We start from the raw sequence: 21,073 nt of genomic DNA on the forward strand, positions 1-21,073 counted from the left end.
GACGGGCGATTCGCGAATCGCCCCTACGGTGTCTCTGCGGGCAGGCAGTCCTGGATACCGGCATTCGCCGGTATGTCGACGCGGGGCGAGTCCGTCTGAAGGCACAGGGCGAACGGTAGGGCGGGACGGGCGATTCGTGAATCGCCCCTACGGTGTCTGCGGGCAGGCAGTCCTGGATACCGGCATTCGCCGGTATATCGACGCGGGGCGAGTCCGTCTGAAGGCACAGGGCGAACGGTGGGGGCGGGACGGGCGATTCGCGAATCGCCCCTACGGTGGGACGGGGCTAGCGGTATTCCTTGATGTGCCGCTGGGCTTCGAGGTCGAGGTCGCGGGTGATGATGGCGTCCTTCTTGCTGTACTGGCGCTTGCCCTTGGCGAGCCCCAGCAGCACCTTCGCGACGCGCCCTTTGATATACAGCCGCAGCGGGACGATGGTGTGCCCCTTCTGGGAGACGGCCACGGCGAGGTTGTCCATCTGGTTGCGGTGCAGGAGCAGCTTGCGCGGGCGCTTGGGCTCATGGTTGTGGATGTTGCCCTGCTCGTATGGGGCGAGGTGCATGCCCTCAAGCCAGAGCTCGCGCTTGAGCTCGCGGGCATAGGCGCCGCGCAGGTCGACCCGGCCGGTGCGGATGGACTTGATCTCCGTGCCGGTCAGCACGAGGCCTGCCTCGACGGTGTCGAGGATGTCGTAGTCGTAGGTGGCGCGGCGGTTCACTGCAACGGTGCCTCCGCGCCTGATAGTCGATTCAGGGGACTTGGCCGACCTTCGGCCTTTCTTAGTGGACATAACGGTTATTCAAATGCCTCCGCGGCTATCCCTCTCCAGAAGGCGTCATCCCGGCGATCAGGTCGAGGGCGAACAGCATCTGCTCGTCCCGCTGTATGGGCCCGCGCTCGACCTCAATGTCAGGCTCCAGACCGCTACCCTCAATGAGACGGCCGTTGGGAGTATACCAGCGCCCGTAGGAGTAGTAGAGGCCGCCGCCGTCCGACAACGGCGCGAGCTGGTTGACGCTACCCTTGCCGAACGTCCTGACGCCGACGATGGTGGCCCGGTCCCGGTCCTGCAACGCGCCAGCAAGGACCTCGCCGGCGCTGGCGGAGTGCTGGTTCACCAGGAGCACCAACGGCAACTCCATCGCGACGCCGCCGCCCTCAGCATTCCAGTCCTTGCGCTCGCCCCCGCCGTCGAGCTCATAGACGACGAGCCCGCCGTCGAGGAACAGGCTCGCGATGTTGACCGTCGTTGTAAGCAGACCGCCGGGGTTGTTGCGGACGTCCAGGATGAGGCCCTTCGCTTCCGACTCCTTAATCTCGACGAGGGCCTCTTCCAACGCCTCATCGGTATTGGCGTAGAAGCCGGAGAGGCGGATGTAGGCGTGGCCGCTTGGTGTGCTCTGCCATGTCACACTCTGCAGGTTGATGGGGGCGCGGGTGATGGAGATTTCCACCACTTCAGTCTCGCCCTCGTGGATGATGCCGAGCACGACGATGGTGTCCGCAGGGCCACGCACCTTGCCGACGACGTCCAGTGTCGACCATCCCGCGACGCTCTCGCCGTCGACTGTGAGGAGCCGGTCGCCTGCGCGCAGGCCGGCCTTCTCCGCGGGACTGTCCGGCATGGGCGTGAGCGTGAATGTGTCCTCATGAGCGTGCACTTCAGCGCCGACGCCCTGGTAGCTGCCGATGAACTCCAAGTCCTCGAGCTCGTACTGCTGCGGCGGGACGTAGGCGGAGTGCGGGTCGTCGAGGGCGGCGACGATGCCGCGCATGGCGGCCCTCGAGAGCGCGACGGGGTCGGGGGGCTGGCCGCCGTTGTCACCGCTGTAGATCGCGGTCCAGGCGTCCCAGAGCGGCGCGAACTCCTCCGGCAAGGACTCCGGCTGTTCCGCTACGGCCTCGGGTATCGGGGCGTCGCGCAGGTCCGGCTTGTCGGCGGCGGAGATGAGGCGGTCGACGGCGCCCTCCGCCAGGGCGGAAGCGTCGATGTCGGCTCGGTCAACGTGCCTGGTCGACAGGATCTCCCAAATGTCGCCGACGGGGCTGAGGGCGAGCACGGGAACCTCGCCCGGTTCGAGCCCCTCGGCCTCCGCGGCAATGGCCGCCGCCGAGTTGGCCGGAGCGGCGCCGGGCAGGACGGAGCACGCGGCCGTGATCGCCGCGACGGCCAGCAGCACAGCCAACCCGCGCAGCAGTGCGTTGGCAGTGAGCGCTGTTTGATTCGTCCGGGGAAAGAGATGCGGCACTCGTAGCCCTTTCACGGTGTTCGTTGCGTGAGAATCGCCCAGTAAAATTGTAGCACGGGACGCGGGGCCTCCCGGTAGCGTTCGTTGACACTGTACATAGGCGAGTGCTAGCATGGGCGGGAAGCAACGCCCAATGGCCGGCGCTTGAAATGCGTACAGGGAATTGGGCGCTCCGCCATGCCCTAAGTCTCCCCTCTATGCGGACTTGGGACAACGATGTCCAAGCAAACATGCAGCTGAGTCTTCTGGAGGGCATCTGCAATGGCAACTCGATCAGTTGAATTGAAGCGTGGCCTGAAGGACGTCTATCTCGACAGGACGCAGGCAAGCTTCATCGACGGCACGGAAGGCAAGCTGCTCTACCGCGGCTACAACATCCACGACCTGGCAGAGAAGTCCACCTTTGAAGAGGTGGCTTATTTGTTGTTGTACGGCAGCCTCCCGACGCAGGAGCAGCTGGACGGAATCGACGCGATGCTGAAGAGTAGCCGGACGATACCGGAGGAGGTCTACCGCGTCATCGAGCTGACCAAGGACGGCCACCCGATGGACGTGCTCCGGACGGCGGTCTCCGCGCTTGCCTCCTTTGACCCGGACGTGGAGGACAACTCAGCCGACGCCGTTCGGCGCAAGGGCCTGCGCTTGACGTCACAGGCCGCGACGATCATCTGCGCGCACTACCGCATGCGGGAGGGGCTGCAGCCGGTCGCGCCCCACGAGTCGCTGAGCCACGCCGGCAACTTCCTCTACATGATGCGCGGCGAAGTCCCCGACGAGGACGAGGCCAAGCTTATGGACGTGGACTTCATCCTGCACGCGGAGCACGGGGCCAACGCATCGTCGTTCGCGTCGAGAGTGACGGCGTCGACGCTGGCGGACCTGCACGCGGCAGTGGTGACGGGCGTCGGCACGCTGAAGGGGCCGCTGCACGGCGGGGCGGCCGAGTCCGTGATGAAGATGGCTGAGGAGATCGGCGACCCAGCGGAAGCCAAGGCGTATGCGCGACGGGTGCTGGAGGGCAAGGGACGCATCATGGGCTTCGGCCATCGGGTGTACCGAGCAGAGGACCCCAGAGCGCAGCACCTGCGCGACCGCTCCAAGGCGCTGGGCGAGAAGCTGGGGCAACCGCAGTGGATCCAGATCCTGGACGCCCTGGTGGAGGCCATGGCGCCGTACCGGGCGCGGGGCATCCACGTGAACGTCGACTTCTTCGCCGGCTCCATCTACCACCTGATGGACATCCCGGAGGACCTCTTCATTCCGATCTTCGCGCTGGGGCGCATACCGGGCTGGACGCTGCAGGTGCTGGAGCAGTTTGAGAACAACATCCTGATCCGCCCGCTGCTGTGGTACGAGGGCCCGATGGACCTAGAGTACGTGCCCATGGAGGCGCGGGCCTAGCTCCAAGCCAACAATGCAGGAACTTACGAGAGGGGTCACCGCTCCAGGCGGCCCCTTCGCTTTTTTGGGGTAGCCGGGCCATCGCGTCTGCACACCGCCCGAAAGCGGCCGTTTCCGCCCTCCAGGCGAGCCTCTCTTCGCCGGGGCCCGCGAAACAGCGGCATTGGGGGCGTTCCGGCGGACTTCCCCCGTTCCCATGAGGCAGCAAAGCGGCCGTTTTGCCGCCTCAGACGGTCTTGACGCCACCCCGCGACGCGAAAGCGCCGCAATGCACACCCCGCACTTGGGGCGTCGAAACGGGATCAGTATGGCGCCAATTTGAAGTTCGCAACACTGCACTTAACAAATATACGATTCTACATAAGCAATATATTATGTCATTTTTAAAGGAGTAAACGTACATAATGAATATAGTGCGAACTATATTTTGACGAATCTCCAGAGCCCTCGGGCCACGCGAAAACGCGCGTTTCCATGGCCAAGCGGGCCTCGGGGCCGGGTTAGCCCTCGTAAGGGCCAGGTTTGCGCGCTGGGAGTCACGATGCCGGGCCGGTCAGTCCAGCCAGGATCTCGTCCGTGCTCGGCATCCCGCGCTGGTAGTAGACGACCACTCCTCGCTTGTCGATGCCCACAACGGTCCGCAGCGGGGCGAGCTTCTGCAGCGTTCGCGCGCCATAGGCCTGCCCCACATCGCCGCCTTCGTCCACGAGCAGGCTGAAGGGGAAGCTGTGCTTGTCGCTGAACCGCTGGTGAGACTTCATGCTGCCCGGGTTGACGCCAAACACCACGGTGTCCGCGTCCTCAAACCTGTCCCTGTCATCACGCAGGGCACACAGCTGGCGCGTTCAGCCAGGAGTACCGTCCATGGGGTAGAAGACCAAGACGACATTTTTTTGCCCCCGGAAGCTGGACAGGGTCACCTCCCCGTCTGGGGTGCCCTTCAGGGTGAATGCAGGGGCAACCGATCCAACTTCCATGGCGAAGTGTCCTCCCAGCTCAGCGCCTCACGCGCCTGCGCGTTCAGTCGATGAAATGCACTTGCGATGTCTGGCCCGCATCTACAGGCCGCCGGTCGAGCCGCTCTACGATGGCCGACAACAGCAGGTCGAGGCCCCAGCCCTCGGCCGCCGACACCATCACGCCGCCCTCGGCACTCTTTCCGAGGGCCGAGAGGTCCGGCGCAGAGCCGTTCTCCGCATGGACGGCCAGGTCCATCTTGTTGAGCACCAGCAGCCTCGGCTTGTCCGCCAGTCCCAATTCGCCCAGGGTTTCCTCGACCACCTGCACATGCTCGGCGGCGTTGTGATGGCTGATGTCGACGACGTGCAGGAGCAGGTCGGCCTCGGCGAGCTCCTCAAGGGTCGCGCGGAAGGCGGCGACGAGGGTGTGCGGCAGCTTGTGGATAAAGCCGACCGTGTCGGTCAGCAGCGCGAATGTCCCGCCGGGCAGCGCCATGCGCCGCGTCACGGGATCCAGCGTGGAGAAGGGCTTGGCCTCGGCAGCGACGCCCGCACGCACCAGTGCGTTGAAGAGGGTGCTCTTGCCGGCGTTGGTGTAGCCCACGAGGGAGACCAGCGGCGCCTGCGCGGCCTGCCGCCGACTGCGGTGCCGCGAGCGATGGGCCCGGACAGTCTCCAAGTCGCGCTTCAACCGGCTGATGCGCTCCCGGACCAGGCGCCGGTCGGTCTCCATGTGCGTTGCGCGGGGCCCTGGGGGGCGCATGCCGCCGCCGAGCCTCTCCAAGTGCGACCACTGCCCAGCGAGCCTTGGCAGCAGGTACTCGTGCTGTGCCAGCTCAACCTGCAGCACACCCTCCTTGGTGCGGGCGCGATCGGCGAAGATGTCCAGGATCAGCGCGCTCCGGTCGAGGACCTTCACCTCGAGCTCCCGTTCCAGGTTCCGCTGCTGGGCGGGCTTGAGCTCGTCATTGAAGACGACAACGGTACACCCAAACGCGGCGCGCGTCTCCTTGATCTCCTCAAGCTTGCCGTGCCCGACGTAAACCGAGGTCGGCCGGTCGAGGTTCTGCGTGACCTCGCCGACGACTTCACCGCCCGCGCTGCGCACGAGCTGCCCGAGCTCACCCATGGAGTCCGCGAGCTCCCATCGGGCGTTACGCACGTTGCGCGGCGCAATGCCCACGAGCAGTGCGCGCTCTGGCCCGGTGGTCGTCGCATGCAAGCTGTTGCCATTGGACCTGTCTTTGTGTCTGGGCAGGGCCTCTACTCCCTTCCACCATGCAGGGGATGTTGTCTTGTTTGCAGCCTATGCACATCGTTATGTCTTGTATTGGGTCCAGTCCCGCCCAACACGTTCCCTAAATTCTACTCGCTGTGGCAATGCAAAGACACAAGGGGACACAGGACCGATTGGGCGGTTGGAGGGACTACCACAATGCAGTTGTGCACCGGGAGTGGCCGGGGCAGGTGATTGCCAGCCGGGGGCCGCTGTTCACAGCGCTCAGGCGTCCACCTGATCCACGGACAGCCCCAAGCGGTTGCGCACCTGCCAGAGCAGCATCGACGCGTCTCCGCGCGGGTGCGGCGTCAGTCCCCGCGAGCGCAGCAGGTCCTTCAGCGCGTCCAGCGAGTCCATGACTCGCGAGGACCCGTCTTCGAAGTTCACAACGGGCAACTGACCGCGGAACCATCGCGCCCTACGCGCCGGGGCATCGGCTGCCGGGAACGGCTCGGGAGAGGGGATCAATGGGGGCATCTCCGGCGGCTGCCGCTCTTCAACTGTCATCGACTCAACGAGGGCTGCCTCGGGCTCCGAGATTTCTCCCAGCGCCGGTGTCTCCTCTACGAATGCGGCGGCGGGCTCAGAGGCTGGCGCAGGCGCTATCTCGATCTCGGCGGGCCCCTGCGGCTCCGCCAGGTCAGCCGCCTCCGCGAGCGTGTCAGCGGCGGTCACGGCCTCGACGGCAGGCGCCTCGGCCGACGGCGGCTCAAGCGTCGCGAGGGTCGTGGGCGAGGGCGACGGCGCAGGGGGCGCCGGCTCCGGCTCAGGAGACAATCCGTCTTCCAGCTCCAGCCGGCGCGCTTCAAGCACCTGCGAGGCAAGCCGGAGGTACAGAGGCGTCTCAGGCGCCTTCAGTGACACCTCACCCAACAAAAGCTCAAAGGAAGGCCTTGATTGCTCTGTCATGTCACAACATTAGCGTCACATGACGACTCTGTCAACCCCTTTTGCGAAAGTCACATTCGGTCTCTTGGCGGACGTCTCTCGGGGCCCGGCTTGTGTCACGTCCACGACATGGCCGGGATGGTCACCTGAGCGTACCTGCCTGTGGGGTTTCTCCACACCTTTCCCACGCTGCCTGTGGGAAACATACGGGAGCATAGTGCCACGGGCGTGGGAAACTTGTGGGCAACCCTGTTGAAAGGCAACGAACGCCAGTAGAATATTCTTTACGTTATGTCTCGGTAATGGGTGGCCTTGCCGGTCGCCGCCGGGTCTTGCGGCAGGATGAAGGAGCCGGCCACTGGATGTGGCCGGCTCCTTGCGACATCCGGGTCGGGAAGCGGGGGCTAGCGCGCTACCACTGGACGAACATAGGCATGACGACGTGGATGTAGTTCTCCGTGTCCTTGGGCCGCAGCACGCCCGGGCTCGAGGGCGTCGTCACCTCAAGGGCCACGCGGTCCGTGCCGATGACACCGAGCACATCTGTGAGGTACTTGGCGTTGAAGGCGATCTTGGCTTCGTCGCCCTCCACCTCCGCGTCAATCTCGGCGAGGTTCTCGCCGACCTCATCGGCGCGGGCGACGAACTGCAGGGCTCCGGGCTCGCCCGGCTGGACGTGCAGGCGCACGATGCCGGAACTGTCGCGAGCGAAGATGGCGGCGGTCCGTGCGGCGCGCAGGCACTCGTCCACCGCCAGCCCGGCGCGCGTGGTGTAGCGCTCGGGAATGAGCTGCGAGTAGTTGGGAAAGGACCCCTGGATGAGCTGCGACACCATCTCAACATCGACGAAGCGGAAGAGCGCCTGGCCGCGGGCGGAGGAGATGACCATCTCGACTGTGTCATCTTCGTCGCTCAGCAGCCGGTTCAGCTCGTTCATCGTGCGACCGGGAATGATGACCTCCACCGACTCTGAGGCGGCCTCCTGCAGCGTCCCGTGGTGCACGGCGAGCCGAAAGCCGTCAGCGGCCGCCATTGTAAAGCGGTCGTCGTCGATCTCCATCTTGACGCCCGTGAGCACCGGCCGCGACTCCTCAGTGGCGGCGGCGAACACGACCTGCCCGATGGCGGCCTTCAGTGCCCGCGCCGACACTTTCACCGTGACGCCCTCGTCGACGGTCGGGATTGGCGGGAACTCACCGGCATCGGTGCCGATGATGCGCGCCTGGTTGCGAGCGCAGTTCAGCTCCATCGCGTGGGGCTGCGTCGACGTCTTCACGTCCACACGCTCGTTGCGCAGGGTGCCGACGAACTCGGACAGCAGACGCGCCGGGACGGTGATCTCGCCGTCTTCCTCGACTGTGGAGCCGACCCAGGTGCTGATGGCGACCTCCAGGTTGGTGGCGGTCAGGCGAAGCCGGCCCTGGTCCGTAGCGATGAGCACGTTCTGTGTGATGGGAAGGGTGGACCGATTGGGCACGGCCCTGCCCACAACACCAAGGCCCTTATTCAACGTCTCCTGAAGGCAGGAAACGATCATGTGCATCCCTCCTTGGGATTTCCACCAAGTATAGGGCGGGGCGAAACATTGCCGCAACGAGTTTTGCAACCGTCTGTCACCAGTTTTCACCTCATGAGCAAAGAAAAGCCCCTGCGCCTCCCCCTCCGAGGTGCAGGGGCCAATTCCACGGCCACGCGGACTATAGAACGGTGTCTATCTGCTCTCGTGCTTGATCTCGAGGGTCTCATCCGGCGCCAGGGCCACTCTGCGGTACTGGATGCCCAGTTTCAGCAGCCAGTAGCCAATCGTCGCCTTGCTGACGCCAAACTCCTGCGCAGTCCCCGTGAGGCCTTTTTCATTGACCATCTCCGGAAGCAGCCGAGTGAGCGGCCGCTTGTACTGCTCTTCCACCCTGATCATCGCCGGTGTCATCCTGGGCATTTGTCTTACCCCCTTGCGGGAACTGTCCCACTAGAGCTAGCCTACATGGTGTTCCTGCTTTTGTCAAGCTCTTGTCCAGACAATCTCTTAAACTAGTTTAAAACTTTCTAAGATAAAGTATAGAACATCAAGATTTTGTATTATATTCAAACGGAGATTTTCTATAATCTCGTTTGTCACAGAACCGCTGTTACGTGTTATTTCAGGTTGTGTTGTGGCGTCTCAGTCTTGCAGAGCCTCCCGTCACAACTCTCGATTCCTTCCCATTTGTTGTTGGGTGGACCGCCCAACAGGCTCGCTTGGCTGCACCGTGACATTACCCGCCGTTTCCTGCGCAGGCGCCTCGTGGACAGTGCGCGGGCTGCCCGCCTATAATGCCCTCGCTCAGACGCTGACGCACATACACCATTGACACATGGACTGAAGCTGCATGCTCCGTACCGGCGTAGACATCGTGGAGATATGGCGGATTGGGGAAGCGGCCGCCCGCTGGGGTGACCGCTTCTTCAACCGCATCTATACGCCGGGCGAGCTCGCCTACTCGCGCGGACGTCTTCCCCAGCTTGCAGGCCGCTTCGCCGCCAAGGAGGCCGTCATGAAGGCGCTCGGTACCGGCGTGCGCGGCGTCGGCTGGCGCGAGATCGAGGTGGTGCGCAAGCCGGGGCAGGCGCCCACCGTCGTGCTGCACGGCCGCGCCAAGGCACGCGCCGAGCGGCTATGCCTCGGCGAGATCTCCATCTCCATTTCCCACTCACGCGACTACGCCGTCGTGGTGGCCGTCGGAGAGACCGTGGTCACCGGAGAGACCGTGGTCATCGGAGAGACCAGTGAAGATAGTGACAGCTGAGGCAATGCGCGCCCTGGAGCGCCGCGCGGTGGACGCGGGCTCCCCTGACGGAAAGCCCGTGGGCTCCCCTGATGGAAAGCCCGTGGGCTCCCCTGATGGAAAGCCCGTGGGCTCCCCCGATGGAAAGCCCGTGGGCTCCCTGGACGACCTCATGGAGCGCGCCGGCCTCCTCTCCGCCCGCGCCGCGTGGGGCATGCTGAATGCCGACGGCGGCGGACCCCAAGCACGGCCCGTCATGCAGCCTCCTCCTGTTATGTCCACGTCACCGGTCTCCGAAGAGATGGCGGCGCCGCGTATCGTGGTGCTGGTGGGGCCGGGCAACAACGGCGGCGACGGCCTGGTGGCGGCCCGCCACCTGCAACGGTGGCACGGCGGCGTCATCGTCATCATCTTGGCGCCGCGACCGGACGATGACCCCAAGCGTGCCCTTGCCCTCGGCGCGGGCGTCGCGGTTGTTGACGCGGACGCGGAGCCCCTCACGGCCCTCGATCGAGCCCTGCCGTCCGCGGCGCTCGTCGTGGACGCCGTGCTGGGCATCGGCGCATCCCGGCCGCTGGAAGGCTCGCTCCGCGACGCCATGACGGTTGTGAACGCGGAGCGGACGCGACGGCCGGCCCTGCAGACCCTTGCGCTGGACGTGCCCACGGGCATCGACGCCGACGACGGCGAGGCGGACCCCAACGCCCTGGACGCGACCGCCACGGTGAGCTTCGGATTCCCCAAGCACGGCCACTTTCGCTTCCCCGCCGCAGCCCGGGTGGGGCGTCTCATCGTCGCCGACATCGGCGTGCCGGAGGCGCTGGCGGATAACATCGCGGAGGAAGCGGTAACTACGGCGTGGGCGCGGGCGCAACTGCCTCGCCGGCCGCTGGACGCGCACAAGGGCTCCTTTGGCCGGGTGCTGGCGCTGGCGGGCTCACGGAGCTACATCGGCGCGGCACAACTGGCGTGCCTGGGCGCGGCCCGCTCCGGAGCCGGGTACATCACGCTGGCCGTGACGCCCGTCGTGCAAGGGCTCCTGGCCGGGCGGCTCACGGAGAGCACCTATCTGCTGCTGCCCGACGACGGCGACGGCGTGGCGGACCCTGAGGCGGCGCGAACACTGCACGACACCATGCCAGCCTGCGACGCGTTCCTCGTCGGGTGCGGGCTTGGGCAGCACGACACGACGCGGCTGCTGCTCGACCGGCTGCTGCTCTCACCGGAACCGCTGCCCTTGCCGACGGTCATTGACGCGGACGCCCTGAACTTCCTGGCGAGGACGGACGGATGGTGGGAGCGCCGACAGGGCGAAGCCGTCCTGACGCCGCATCCAGGAGAGATGGCAAGGCTTCTGGATTGCGATATCGGCGACGTCGAGGCGGACCGCATCGGCGCTGCCCGGAACGCCGCCGCGCGATGGGGCGTCACGGTGCTGCTCAAGGGGGCCTTCACCGTCGCCGCCGCGCCCGACGGCCGCGTACGCGTGCTCCCCTTCGCCAACCCCGCGCTGGCCACGGCGGGGACGGGCGACGTGCTCGCGGGCTGCGTGGCGGGGCTGCTCGCGCAGGGTGTGGCACCCTTCGACGCCGCGAGCCTGGGCGCGTTCATCCACGCGGCGGCCGGTCAGCTCGCGGCGGAGGAGATCGGCGAGGCGGGCGTCATCGCGGGCGACCTGCTGCCGCTGCTGCCCAAGGCCATTGGGATGCTGCGCGAGGGGAGCTTCTCCGGCGGCATCTTCCACATCGGCTAGTTGCCGCCGCCCCTTGCGGACAAAGGGCCCGTGTCAGGGCCCAGATTCCCCATCTGCTATACTCACACCTACCATGCTGCTTGCGATTGACGTCGGCAACACCAACATAACCATGGGCGCGTTCAACGGCGACGCCTTGGCCGCGACGTGGCGAATGTCAACGGAGTCGCGGTGGCAGCCGGACGAGTGCAGCGTGGTCCTACGGTCCATGATGACGATGAAGCACGTCAGCCCGGAGGACGTGGACGCCGTCGTCATGTGCAGCGTGGTCCCGCCGCTCACTCCAGTCTTCGAGGAGGCGTGCGTCAATACGTTTGGCGCGGCACCGCTCGTTGTGGGCGCGGGCACGCGGACGGGCGTGCGCATCCTCTACGAGCCGCCTCGAGACGTGGGCGCGGACAGGGTGGTCGACGCTGCGGCGGCCTACAGGCTCTACGGCGGCCCGCTCGTCGTCGTCGACTTCGGCACCGCCACGGTGTTTGACGCTGTCACCAAGGAGGGCGACTACCTTGGCGGCGCGCTGTTCCCGGGGATGCAGATCGCCTCGGAGGCGCTGGTGCAGCGGACGTCGCAGTTGCGGCGCGTCGAACTGACAGCGCCGAAGTCGGTCATCGGGCGCAACACCGTCGCGGCGCTGCAGTCGGGGCTGGTGTACGGGCACGTCGCGCTGGTCGAGGGGATGATCGCGCGGTTTCGGAGCGAACTCGGGGAGGACGCGAGGGCCGTCGCCACGGGCGGGCTCGCCGATCTCGTGGCATCGCAGACGGACGTGTTTCACGCCGTCAACCCAGACCTCACGCTCATCGGCCTCCGAATGGTGTACGATATGAACACGAACGGAGGCACGTCCTCCTGAGCGGGCCCCCGGCCCTTACCCCCGAAAGGAAGGGACCATGACAGACCCGTTGGTTGGTAAGCACGTAATCCTGGGCGTCACGGGAAGCATCGCGGCCTACAAGGCAGCTGACCTCGCCAGCAAGCTCACACAGGCCGGTGCACACGTGGACGTACTCCTCACTGAGAGCGCCACGAAGTTCGTGTCGTCACTGACCTTCCGCAGCCTCACCCACCGCACCGTTGTCACGGACCTCTTCGACGCCGACTCCCCCGAGGCCATCGAGCACGTCGCCATTGCGCGGCGAGCCGACGCGCTGCTGGTGGCACCCGCGACGGCCAACACCATAGCGAAGCTGGCCCTTGGCCTTGCCGACGACGTCCTGACGACGACGGTCCTTGCCGTAACCGCGCCGGTGATCGTGGCGCCGGCGATGGACGCCGGGATGTGGGAGCACCCGACGGTGCAGCAGAACACCGAGACCCTCCTGGGGCGCGGCGTCCATATCGCCGGGCCGGGCGCCGGCCGACTGGCCTCCGGGCTCATGGGACACGGCCGAATGCTGGAACCCGCCGAGCTTGTGGAGCGACTCCGTTGGGCGCTCGCGCAGGGCGGCGACCTGCAGGGGCGTCACGTCGTGGTCACGGCGGGCGGGACGCAGGAGCCCATCGACCCGGTGCGGGTTGTGACAAACCGGTCGTCCGGCAAGATGGGGTATGCCGTCGCGGAGGCGGCGCGGGACCGGGGGGCAGACGTGACACTTGTCACAGCTACGGCGAACCTACCGACACCTTTTGGTGTGACATTCCACCGCGTCAGCACCGTCGCCGACATGCGCTCGGCGGTTCTCGACGCCTGCGCCACGGCGGACGCGCTGGTGATGGCCGCGGCGGTCAGTGACTACAAGCCCGCCAATGTGGCCCCGCAGAAGATCAAGAAGGACGGCGACGAGGCCAACGGTGGCATCTCGCTGGAGATGGAGAAGACCAACGACTTCTTCCTGGAAGTACCGGAGGGCGTGCTGCGTATCGGCTTCGCGGCGGAGACCGAGGACCTCATCGAGAACGCGCGGTACAAGCTGGCCTCGAAGTCGATGGCGCTTATCGTAGCCAACGATGTGACAAAGGAAGGCAGCGGCTTCGAGGTGGACACCAACCAGGTGACAATCATCGGAGCGGACGGTGTGACAAACGAACTTCCCTTGCTGACCAAGTACCAGGTGGGTGACAAAATTCTCGACCGTGTCGTCACATTGCTAGTAGAACGTGACAGTCAGGCAATGTCACATTGAATGTGACGTGTTTGTTCAAATCCATGGTGTCACATTTCATGTCACATTAGCCATTATGTCATGATGGCGTCTTGGCCATTCCACATCTTTCGTTTCGGCGGCGAAAAATTCGCCAACCACCCCAATAACCGTCGCGAGGACGGCCGAAACCGCTGTTTTTGCGTGCGCGGCCGTGCCGGAGACCGCTCCCACCCGGAAAAACGCCGCATTGGGGGCCATTCGTAGCTGGGCGTGCTTGCATCGGGGTCAGCAGGGGCGGCGTTATGTCCATCATGGGTCCAGCGGTCTCATTGACGCAAGTTTCCCGTGTCATGCTCATCGGACGGAGCGCCGCCCCCCTGACGGGTCTGTTCCTCAGGCGGGTGGATGTTGCGGAACTGGTGGAGCAGGAGGAGATCGTAGATGACCTTCACCGTCCCGCCGATGATGAGGGGGGCGCCGGGCAGCGACGCGGCGACGAGCTGACCGGCGATGTAGGGCGACGGGAGCTGTCCTCCCTGCCTGCCGAGTTGCGACAAGCCCGCGGCAACGGTCTGTTCCGCCGGGTCCACCACGGCCATCGTGTAGGACTGCCGCGTCGGCACGTCCATCTGCGAGAGGAAACCACGGAGGAGCATCATGCCAACCGCCAACCACGCGAAGGGCGCAAAAGCCATGCCTATCGACAGCAGGTTCGCGGGGATGTGCGTAAACACCATCGTGTTGAGCAGGCCAATACGCTTTGCGAGCCACACGGCAATGAAGGCAGACAGGCTGCTGAGAACGTTGACGCCGAAGAATACTCCGGCGAGGGACTCCAGCGACAGGTCAAAGCGGAGGCTGAACCAGTAGGCCATGAAGGTCTGCACCATGAGGCCATCGCCGGAGGAATCCATCGCGCCGAGGGCCGTCAGTCTGTAGATGATGCCCTTCGAGCGGCGGGGCCATGAGAACAGCGAGCGCCGGCCCTCGGCCGCAGGAGCTTCGGCGGCCGTGGACAGCCGCGTGAAGACAAGGACGATCAGGACGCCGACGCACGCGTACAGGAAGAACATGACCCGGTAGGCGTCCAGCACTTCGACGTCGAGCGCGCGTTCCATGAACACCGGCATGCTGCTGAACAGGGCACCGAGGGCCGCCGACATCCCGCGGATGACGTGGTAGTAGGCGAAGAGCGTCGTGCGCTTGGTGTCGGGGGTGGAGCGCGCGAGGATGGGCTGCTCGAGCGCGCCGTGTGCGCCGCGGTCGGCGCCGCCGAGGCCGAAGCCCGCGAAGCCGGCGACGAGGAGCAACAGGAGGAAGGGCTCGGTCAGCGGAAAGAGGGCGCCGCCGAGGATGGTGAGGAGGGTCAGGGCGATGAAGAACCGCTTGCGGCCCATGCGGTCGGCGAAGAGGGAGGCGAGCATGATGAAGAAGGTGCTACCTGCCAAGACCGCTGCGAGAACAGCGCCAATCCTTACGGCGTCGAATCCCGTCTCGGCCAGGTAGAGACCGAGCATGACGCTGACGAAGCCGACGGAGAAGGAGCGCAGGCTGGCCGTCAGGAGGACCAGGCGGCCGTCGGGGGCTAGCCAGCCGAGCACTATCGGGCTCCGTCAACGGGGGCGGCGGGCTTCGCGGATGCTCGTTCGGGCGGACGCGATTGCTCCTCTGGAGGGCGTACGTTTCGGAACTGCTGCCAGAGGAGGAGGTCGTAGACGACCTTGACGAGGCCGCCCACTATCAGCGGGGCGTTAGCCAGCGACGCCGCGACCAAGAGGCCCGAAATGTAGGGCGACGGCATCTGCCCGCCCTGGCGGCCCAGCGTCGACATGCCGGCGGCGACGGTCTGCTCCTCGGGGGCGACGACGGCCATGGTGAAGGACTGGCGCGTCGGGACGTCCATCTGCGACATGGACTCGCGAAGCAGGAGCATCGCTATCGTGAGCCACGCGAAGGGGGAAAATGCCATCGCCACGACGAGGAGGTTCGCGGGGATATGCGTCCAGACCATCGTGTTGATGAGGCCGATGCGCCTGGCGAGCCACGCCGCCATGATGGCCGAGAAGCTGCTGATGATGTTGGCGGCGAAGAAGACGCCGGCCAACGACTCCAGCGTGAGGTCGTAGCGGAGGTTGAACCAGTAGGCGAGGAAGGTCTGGAACATGAAGCCGCCGCCGAAGGAGTCCATCGCGCCGAGGGCGGCCAGCCTGTAGATGATGCCCTTGGAGCGGCGGGGGAGGGTGATGCCTACGCGGCGGCCATCGACGGCGGGGGCTTCGGCGGCCGGAGTGAGCCGGAGGTAAACGAGGGTGACGATAGCGCCGATGGCTGCGTAGAGGAAGAACATCAGGCGGTAGCCGTCCATGATGTCCATGCCGAGGGTGTTCTCAAGGATGACGGGCATGCCGCTGCAGAGCGCGCCGACGGCGGAGGCAAGACCGCCGATGACGTTGTAGTAGGCGAAGAGCATGGTGCGGCGCTCGGCGGGGGCGGCCCTCGCGAGGACGGGCTGCTCCAGCGAGCTCTGCGCCGCGCGGTCCTTGCCGCCGAGGCCGAAGCCGGCCATGCCGCCCACGAACAAGAGCAGGATGAAGGAGCCGGTCAGGGGGAAGAGGGCGCCGCCGAGGATGGTGAGCATGCTGAGGGACATGAAGGAGCGCTTGCGCCCGAAGTGATCGGCGAAGAGGGACGCGAGGGTGGTGAAGAAGGCGTTGCCGGCCAGCACGGCGGCGAGGACCGCGCCTACGCGGACGGGGTCGAGGCCGGTCTCCTTCAGGTAGAGGGCCAGCAGGACGCTGACGAAGCCGACGGCAAAGGAGCGCAGGCTGGTCGTCAGGAGAATGAGGCGACCGTCAGGGGCGAGCCAGGGCAGCACCGGCTCACTCGCTCAGCTGGGAGAGAAGCTCCTGGAGCCGGGCCTTCCGCTCCTCCGTGGCCCGCCGGCGGTCGCGCTCCCGCTCTACGACCTCTTCGGGCGCCTTCTCGATGAACTGGGCGTCGGACAGGCGGGCGTCGAGGCGTTCGAGGGCCTGCTGGGCGTCGGCGAGCTCGCCGGAGAGGCGCGTGCGTTCAGCACCGATGTCGACGAGGCCCTCGAGGGGGATGGCCATGACGGCGCCGCCTACGACGGCCGTGGCCGCGCCGCTGGTGGGGAGCTGCTCGCGGCCCTGCAGGAAGCGGAGGGGCTCCACGCGGGCGAGGGCTCGGATGAGGGGGGCCTCGGCCTCCAGCGCGGACTGGGGCGCGCCAGCGTCGACCAGCAACTCCAGCGGCTGGGCGGGCGGGATGCGGAACTCGGCGCGGGCGTTGCGAACGAGGCGGATGGCCTCGCGAACGGAGGCGATTGCGTCCTCGGCTGCGTCGTCGTACGCCGAGGCGTCGGCGGCCGGGGAGGCGGCGACCATGATGGAGCCGGGCAGATCGCGCTCACGGGGGGCTCGGGACACGAGGTTCGTCCAGGCTTCCTCGGTGACGAAGGGCATGAAGGGGTGGAGGAGCCGGAGTGTGGTCTCGAGCACGTGCACGAGCATGGGTACCGGCGAGGGGCCGGCGGCGCTGCGGATGCGCACCTTGGCGGCCTCGATGTACCAGTCGCAGAACTCGCTCCAGAGGAACTCGTAGATGGACTGCTCCGCCTCGCCAAGCTGGTAGTCCTCAAGCTGGCGGTTCACGCGGGCGATGAGGCGGTTGAGGCTGCTCTTGATCCAGCGGTCCTCCAGGTGGACGGCGGGCGGGTCGCTCCAGCCGGTGAGGTCATTGGTCTCCTCCATCGCCCGGGCGACGAAACGGGCCGCGTTCCAGATCTTGTTGGCGAAGTTGCGGGCGGCCTCGAGCTTCGCAGCGCCGAGGCGGGCGTCGTTGCCGGGGGCGTTACCGACGGTGAGGGCGAAGCGCAGGGCGTCGCAGCCGTACCGGTCGATGGCGTCGAGGGGGTCAAGCACGTTGCCGCGGGTCTTGCTCATCTTCGCGCCCTGGACGTCGCGGATGAGGCCGCTCAGGAAGACGGTGTGGAAGGGCGCCCGGCCGGTGTTCTCCAGGCCCATCATGATCATGCGGGCCACCCAGAAGAAGAGTATGTCATGGGCGGTCTCCATCACGCTGGTGGGGTAGAAGTAGCGCAGGTCGTCCGTGTCGTCCGGCCAGCCGAGGGTGGAGTGCGGCCACAGGCCGGAGGAGAACCAGGTGTCCAGCATATCCTCATCCTGCTGGAGGTCATGGGAGCCGCAGCTGGGGCAGGCGTCGGGGTCGTCGTACTCGACGATCTCCTGCTCGCAGGCGCCGCAGTACCAGACGGGGATGCGGTGGCCCCACCAGAGCTGACGGCTGATGCACCAATCGCGGAGGTTCTCCATCCAGTTCTCGTAGATGCGGGTGAAGCGCTCAGGGACTATGCGCACCGTGCCGTCGCGGACGACGTCGAGGGCGGGTTGGGCGAGCGGGGCGATGCGCACGAACCACTGCTTGCTGACCATCGGCTCCACGACCTGGTCGCAGCGCTGGCAGTGGCCGACAGCGTGGCGGTGGGCCTCGACGAGCTCTATCAGACCGTCGCGCTGCAGGTCCTCCACAATCTGGATGCGGGCCTGGAAGCGGTCGAGACCCTCGTAGGGGCCGGCCTCGGCGTTCATGGCGCCGTTGGGGTGCATGACGGTGACGATGGGCAGCCCGTGACGCTCGCCGAGGTCGAAGTCCGTCGGGTCGTGGCCGGGCGTGACCTTGAGGGCGCCGGTGCCGAACTCGGTCTCGACGGCCTCATCGCCCACGACGGGGATGCGGCGGCCGAGGACGGGCAGCACGACGTCCTTGCCGACGAGGGCGGCATAGCGGGGGTCGTTCGGGTTCACGGCCACCGCGGTGTCGCCGAGGAGCGTTTCGGGGCGTGTGGTGGCGACGGTGAGCCGGCCGTTGCCGTTGGCGAGGGGGTAGTGGATGTAATAGAGGCTGCCCTCAGTCTCGCGGTGTTCCACCTCCAGGTCTGAGAGGGCGGTGGCGCAGCGGGGGCACCAGTTGATGATGCGCTCACCGCGGTAGATCAGGCCCTTGCGGTACAGCTCCACGAAGGTGTGCCGTACGGCGCGTCTGGGGCCGGGGTCCAGCGTGAAGACCTCCCGTGACCAGTCGCAACTCACGCCGAGCCTGCGGAGCTGCTCGTCTATGCGGCCCCGTGTCCAGCCAACCCAGTCCCAGACGCGCGCCACGAACTGCTCTCGGCCCAAGGTGTGCCGGGAGACCCCCTCGGCGGCGAGCTCGCGCTCCACGACCACCTGCGTCGCGATGCCGGCGTGATCGAGGCCGGGCAGGAGGAGGGTCGGCTCGCCGAGCATTCGATGCCAGCGGGCCAGGGCGTCCTCGACGGCGGCTCGCTGGGCATGGCCGAGGTGGAGCCCACCGGTGACGTTGGGCGGCGGCTGGATGACGACGAAGGGGCGCTTGGCCGGGTCTATAACGGGGGTGAAGTACCCGGCGTCCAGCCACTTCTGGTAGAGGCGTTGCTCTACGGAGGCCGGGTCATAGGCGCTTGGAAGCTGCTGCGGGGTCTGCAGGGTCATGTCGCCGCCTGCTCAGTGAAGTCGCGCGACGGGCCGATGGCTGCCGCACCGTTCCATTGTAGCGCATGGGGGCAGGTTTCAAAGAGGCGGCACGTTCCCGGCCAGCCGTGCATATCCAACGCCAGAGGCCGGGACGGAGTAACGCAATGCCTTATCTGAGAAACAATGTGTATCTGGAATTGGCGGTTTTAGATACGAGTTGTTTTTCGTCACAATTCATAGCTGTTTGAAGGACTCCATGCCGATGCTGTCTGCGAGAGATTCATGCTGTGCAGGGCGTTGTCCATGCGCAAAGGGTAGCGAGAGGTGGGGCGCTCGGGCAAGGGGGTTGTGTCAGGGTTGGGCATGCAACAGAATCAGGTCAAGCGGGTGCATCGGGCGACCACGCGGGTTGCCCCTACGGCGTCTCTCTTGGTGCGGAGTACGTTATGTGCGGGGGTTTCTGGATACCGGCATTCGCCGGTATGTGGGTGGGGGGTGGGGCCGTCTTGGAAGGACGTTCACTTGGCTTTCCAACGGGTTCGCTTCTTAGTTGACCGCTTATCCGGCCGCTTCTTTTCCATCCGAATCTCAGAATCTACAGGAGCCCTTACAATGGTGCTTGACCTCGCCGACTCAGAAGGCAAGCTGGTACCCCAAGACTCGCCATCCTCCCCTACACTCCAGGGGACCAATGACGGATTACCTCGTTCCCATTCATCCACCAGCATCTCATTGAAATCCAGCCTCAACTCCATAATGCTGGGCGGATTGGGGCCACACAACACACCCAAGGCCTCCTCCAAATCCCAGTTCAGATAGAGACCCTGCCTTGGCATATAGAGAGCAATTGCATTGATGCCGTGTTGGTCCCAATAGTCCAGCATGGCATAGGCAAGCAATTGCCAGAGGCATCTAAGTTCAACCTCGGCTTTAATGGTTGCCTTAATCTCAACAAGAGTCCCGTCGATAAGGAGATCACCTTGAGCGCCTCCTACATCCAACGAACCTTCAAACCTTGGACTTACTTTAAATGGACGCGTTAGAAGATGGCTGCACTTGTCAAAGAAGGTCCAACTCATGGCGCGCATGTCGTCTAGCAAGTAGTCCTGGGTTCCATACAATGCCCCCATCGCAGACGTGGGATTCTTGTACCACGATAGGTGCCTCCATCCAATGATGAATCGGTTCAGGTCATCTTCTTCTTGCTTTTCCAATCGATTACCAGGCACGGCGATCTTCTTAACTCGTTGCACGTAATAGTCGGCAAATTCATCGGCATCGCTACCCCTAGATGCAAGTACACGTAACAGAGTGTCTATCTCTTCCTCCGGTTCTTCAAAATAGCAGTGGATTCTGAAATCAATTGCTGTACCTAAAGGAGAGTATTGATACCTCTCGTGTATCCGTGGAAGTAGCGCATTATTTTCGGCGTGAACGGCTCTTACACGTTTTCGCGGTGTCTCCAAGAATGCGCGAGTATTGGGAAAGCGTAAGTGTAGGAATTGGTTCACCGGGCTTTCCTTTTTTGTTAAGTGCCCTACGAGCGTCAATGGCTGCATCACTGTCCCACTCCTTCAGCAAAATACTCTCAACCCAGCCTATGCTGACGGCTGCGGGAGGGCAAGGGGGTACTTTCAAAATTCACTCCAATTTCACGTTGATTTTTGAGGCGGTTTTGTGTTGGATGTACTGGTCTTCCAAAGCCCTACATTTTCCGAGTTCATTGGGAGTCCAGAGGCCCCTGGACGCGGAGTCTAGGGGCTTTGGGGGCTTTCAAGGGGCTAAGAGAAACAGGAACACAGGTCTGACAGAGGTTGCCTGCTCCCCCATTCGCCCTTCGACAGGTTCAGGGCGAACGGGGCGGGGTCGGCGGGGCCAAGGCGACCACGAGGGTTGCCCTTACGGCGTCTCTCTTGGTGCGGAGTACGTTATGTGCGGGGCTTTCTGGATACCGGCATTCGCCGGTATGAGGGTGGGGGAGGGGGGCCCTACGTTCCCGCTGGCGAGGGAGGGGCGATTCGCGAATCGCGACTAGGGACGCCCATTCCCGCCTCTGGATTCCGGCTTTCGCCGGAATGGATGCTGGGGAGTGTTTCGGGTGGTGGACGGCATGCCTTTGGGGAAGCCCCCTTGCCCACACCTCTGGATTCCTGCCTTCGCA

The 21,073-nt window shown here is 65.1% G+C and carries 16 protein-coding genes; 5 read left to right on the forward strand and 11 right to left on the reverse strand.

Annotated features, from left to right (window positions below):
• Positions 1-286 precede the first annotated feature (286 nt).
• Together smpB and OXC99_09965 are read right to left on the reverse strand one after the other, a co-directional pair.
• Positions 287-790, reverse strand: coding sequence for an SsrA-binding protein SmpB (smpB, locus tag OXC99_09960; GenBank protein ID MCY4625305.1), 504 nt, complete (start codon positions 788-790; stop codon positions 287-289).
• Between the two features lie 25 nt (positions 791-815).
• Positions 816-2,249 (reverse strand): S41 family peptidase, encoded by a 1,434-nt coding sequence (locus OXC99_09965; protein MCY4625306.1) that lies wholly within the window; start codon positions 2,247-2,249, stop codon positions 816-818.
• Between the two features lie 261 nt (positions 2,250-2,510).
• Here OXC99_09965 and OXC99_09970 point away from each other — a divergent pair, with 261 nt between their 5' ends.
• A complete protein-coding gene (locus OXC99_09970) occupies positions 2,511-3,650 on the forward strand; it encodes a citrate (Si)-synthase (GenBank protein MCY4625307.1) in 1,140 nt (379 codons plus the stop codon).
• Between the two features lie 536 nt (positions 3,651-4,186).
• On the opposite strand, the gene OXC99_09975 is transcribed toward OXC99_09970, so the two are convergent.
• The 5 genes from OXC99_09975 to OXC99_09995 all read right to left on the reverse strand — a co-directional run bounded on the left by OXC99_09975 (position 4,187) and on the right by OXC99_09995 (position 8,715).
• Positions 4,187-4,627, reverse strand: a complete 441-nt coding sequence (locus OXC99_09975; GenBank protein MCY4625308.1) for a peroxiredoxin — start codon at positions 4,625-4,627, stop codon at positions 4,187-4,189.
• A 43-nt stretch (positions 4,628-4,670) separates the two neighbouring features.
• Positions 4,671-5,831 carry a GTPase HflX gene (gene hflX, locus OXC99_09980; GenBank protein MCY4625309.1) on the reverse strand — a complete coding sequence of 387 codons (1,161 nt, stop codon included), beginning with the start codon at positions 5,829-5,831 and terminating at the stop codon, positions 4,671-4,673.
• Positions 5,832-6,110: 279 nt separating this feature from the next.
• Positions 6,111-6,797 (reverse strand): hypothetical protein, encoded by a 687-nt coding sequence (locus OXC99_09985; protein ID MCY4625310.1) that lies wholly within the window; start codon positions 6,795-6,797, stop codon positions 6,111-6,113.
• A gap of 391 nt (positions 6,798-7,188) precedes the next feature.
• Positions 7,189-8,313, reverse strand: coding sequence for a DNA polymerase III subunit beta (dnaN, locus tag OXC99_09990; protein MCY4625311.1), 1,125 nt, complete (start codon positions 8,311-8,313; stop codon positions 7,189-7,191).
• Positions 8,314-8,487: 174 nt separating this feature from the next.
• Complete coding sequence (locus tag OXC99_09995; GenBank protein MCY4625312.1) at positions 8,488-8,715, reverse strand: hypothetical protein; 228 nt, start codon at positions 8,713-8,715, stop codon at positions 8,488-8,490.
• 430 nt (positions 8,716-9,145) lie between these two features.
• On the opposite strand from OXC99_09995, the gene acpS reads away from it, so the two are divergent.
• From acpS to coaBC, 4 genes are all read left to right on the forward strand, one after another.
• The gene (gene acpS, locus OXC99_10000; GenBank protein ID MCY4625313.1) at positions 9,146-9,562 is read left to right on the forward strand and encodes a holo-ACP synthase; all 417 of its coding nucleotides are present in this window, start codon (positions 9,146-9,148) and stop codon (positions 9,560-9,562) included.
• Positions 9,543-11,294 carry an NAD(P)H-hydrate dehydratase gene (locus OXC99_10005; GenBank protein MCY4625314.1) on the forward strand — a complete coding sequence of 584 codons (1,752 nt, stop codon included), beginning with the start codon at positions 9,543-9,545 and terminating at the stop codon, positions 11,292-11,294. Before acpS ends, OXC99_10005 begins: the two co-directional genes overlap by 20 nt.
• Positions 11,295-11,367: 73 nt before the next feature.
• Positions 11,368-12,150 (forward strand): type III pantothenate kinase, encoded by a 783-nt coding sequence (locus tag OXC99_10010; GenBank protein ID MCY4625315.1) that lies wholly within the window; start codon positions 11,368-11,370, stop codon positions 12,148-12,150.
• Between the two features lie 37 nt (positions 12,151-12,187).
• Entirely contained in the window at positions 12,188-13,420 is a 1,233-nt protein-coding gene (coaBC, locus tag OXC99_10015) for a bifunctional phosphopantothenoylcysteine decarboxylase/phosphopantothenate--cysteine ligase CoaBC (GenBank protein ID MCY4625316.1), read from the forward strand.
• A gap of 287 nt (positions 13,421-13,707) precedes the next feature.
• Here the strand turns inward: coaBC and OXC99_10020 are convergent, their stop codons facing one another.
• The 4 genes from OXC99_10020 to OXC99_10035 all read right to left on the reverse strand — a co-directional run bounded on the left by OXC99_10020 (position 13,708) and on the right by OXC99_10035 (position 20,471).
• Positions 13,708-14,982 carry an MFS transporter gene (locus OXC99_10020; GenBank protein MCY4625317.1) on the reverse strand — a complete coding sequence of 425 codons (1,275 nt, stop codon included), beginning with the start codon at positions 14,980-14,982 and terminating at the stop codon, positions 13,708-13,710.
• Positions 14,982-16,256: an MFS transporter gene (locus tag OXC99_10025; GenBank protein MCY4625318.1), complete on the reverse strand. Its 1,275-nt coding sequence runs from the start codon at positions 16,254-16,256 to the stop codon at positions 14,982-14,984. The genes OXC99_10020 and OXC99_10025 overlap by 1 nt, the downstream gene beginning before the upstream one ends.
• A 4-nt stretch (positions 16,257-16,260) precedes the next feature.
• Positions 16,261-18,930 (reverse strand): valine--tRNA ligase, encoded by a 2,670-nt coding sequence (locus OXC99_10030; GenBank protein MCY4625319.1) that lies wholly within the window; start codon positions 18,928-18,930, stop codon positions 16,261-16,263.
• Positions 18,931-19,430: 500 nt separating this feature from the next.
• The gene (locus OXC99_10035) at positions 19,431-20,471 is read right to left on the reverse strand and encodes a hypothetical protein (GenBank protein ID MCY4625320.1); all 1,041 of its coding nucleotides are present in this window, start codon (positions 20,469-20,471) and stop codon (positions 19,431-19,433) included.
• Between the last annotated feature and the right edge of the window lie 602 nt (positions 20,472-21,073).

The sequence above is a fragment of the Chloroflexota bacterium genome, assembly GCA_026713825.1.
Lineage (GTDB): Bacteria > Chloroflexota > Dehalococcoidia > Lucifugimonadales > UBA1127 > UBA1127.

What these genes read in the sequence shown, in the direction of transcription:
- smpB (MCY4625305.1), bottom strand. Translation starts at nt 790, where the DNA reads ATGTCCACTAAGAAAGGCCGAAGGTCGGCCAAGTCCCCTGAATCGACT.
- OXC99_09970 (MCY4625307.1), top strand. Translation starts at nt 2,511, where the DNA reads ATGGCAACTCGATCAGTTGAATTGAAGCGTGGCCTGAAGGACGTCTAT.
- OXC99_09985 (MCY4625310.1), bottom strand. Translation starts at nt 6,797, where the DNA reads ATGACAGAGCAATCAAGGCCTTCCTTTGAGCTTTTGTTGGGTGAGGTG.
- dnaN (MCY4625311.1), bottom strand. Translation starts at nt 8,313, where the DNA reads ATGATCGTTTCCTGCCTTCAGGAGACGTTGAATAAGGGCCTTGGTGTT.
- OXC99_09995 (MCY4625312.1), bottom strand. Translation starts at nt 8,715, where the DNA reads ATGCCCAGGATGACACCGGCGATGATCAGGGTGGAAGAGCAGTACAAG.
- acpS (MCY4625313.1), top strand. Translation starts at nt 9,146, where the DNA reads ATGCTCCGTACCGGCGTAGACATCGTGGAGATATGGCGGATTGGGGAA.
- OXC99_10010 (MCY4625315.1), top strand. Translation starts at nt 11,368, where the DNA reads ATGCTGCTTGCGATTGACGTCGGCAACACCAACATAACCATGGGCGCG.
- coaBC (MCY4625316.1), top strand. Translation starts at nt 12,188, where the DNA reads ATGACAGACCCGTTGGTTGGTAAGCACGTAATCCTGGGCGTCACGGGA.
- OXC99_10030 (MCY4625319.1), bottom strand. Translation starts at nt 18,930, where the DNA reads ATGACCCTGCAGACCCCGCAGCAGCTTCCAAGCGCCTATGACCCGGCC.
- OXC99_10035 (MCY4625320.1), bottom strand. Translation starts at nt 20,471, where the DNA reads ATGCAGCCATTGACGCTCGTAGGGCACTTAACAAAAAAGGAAAGCCCG.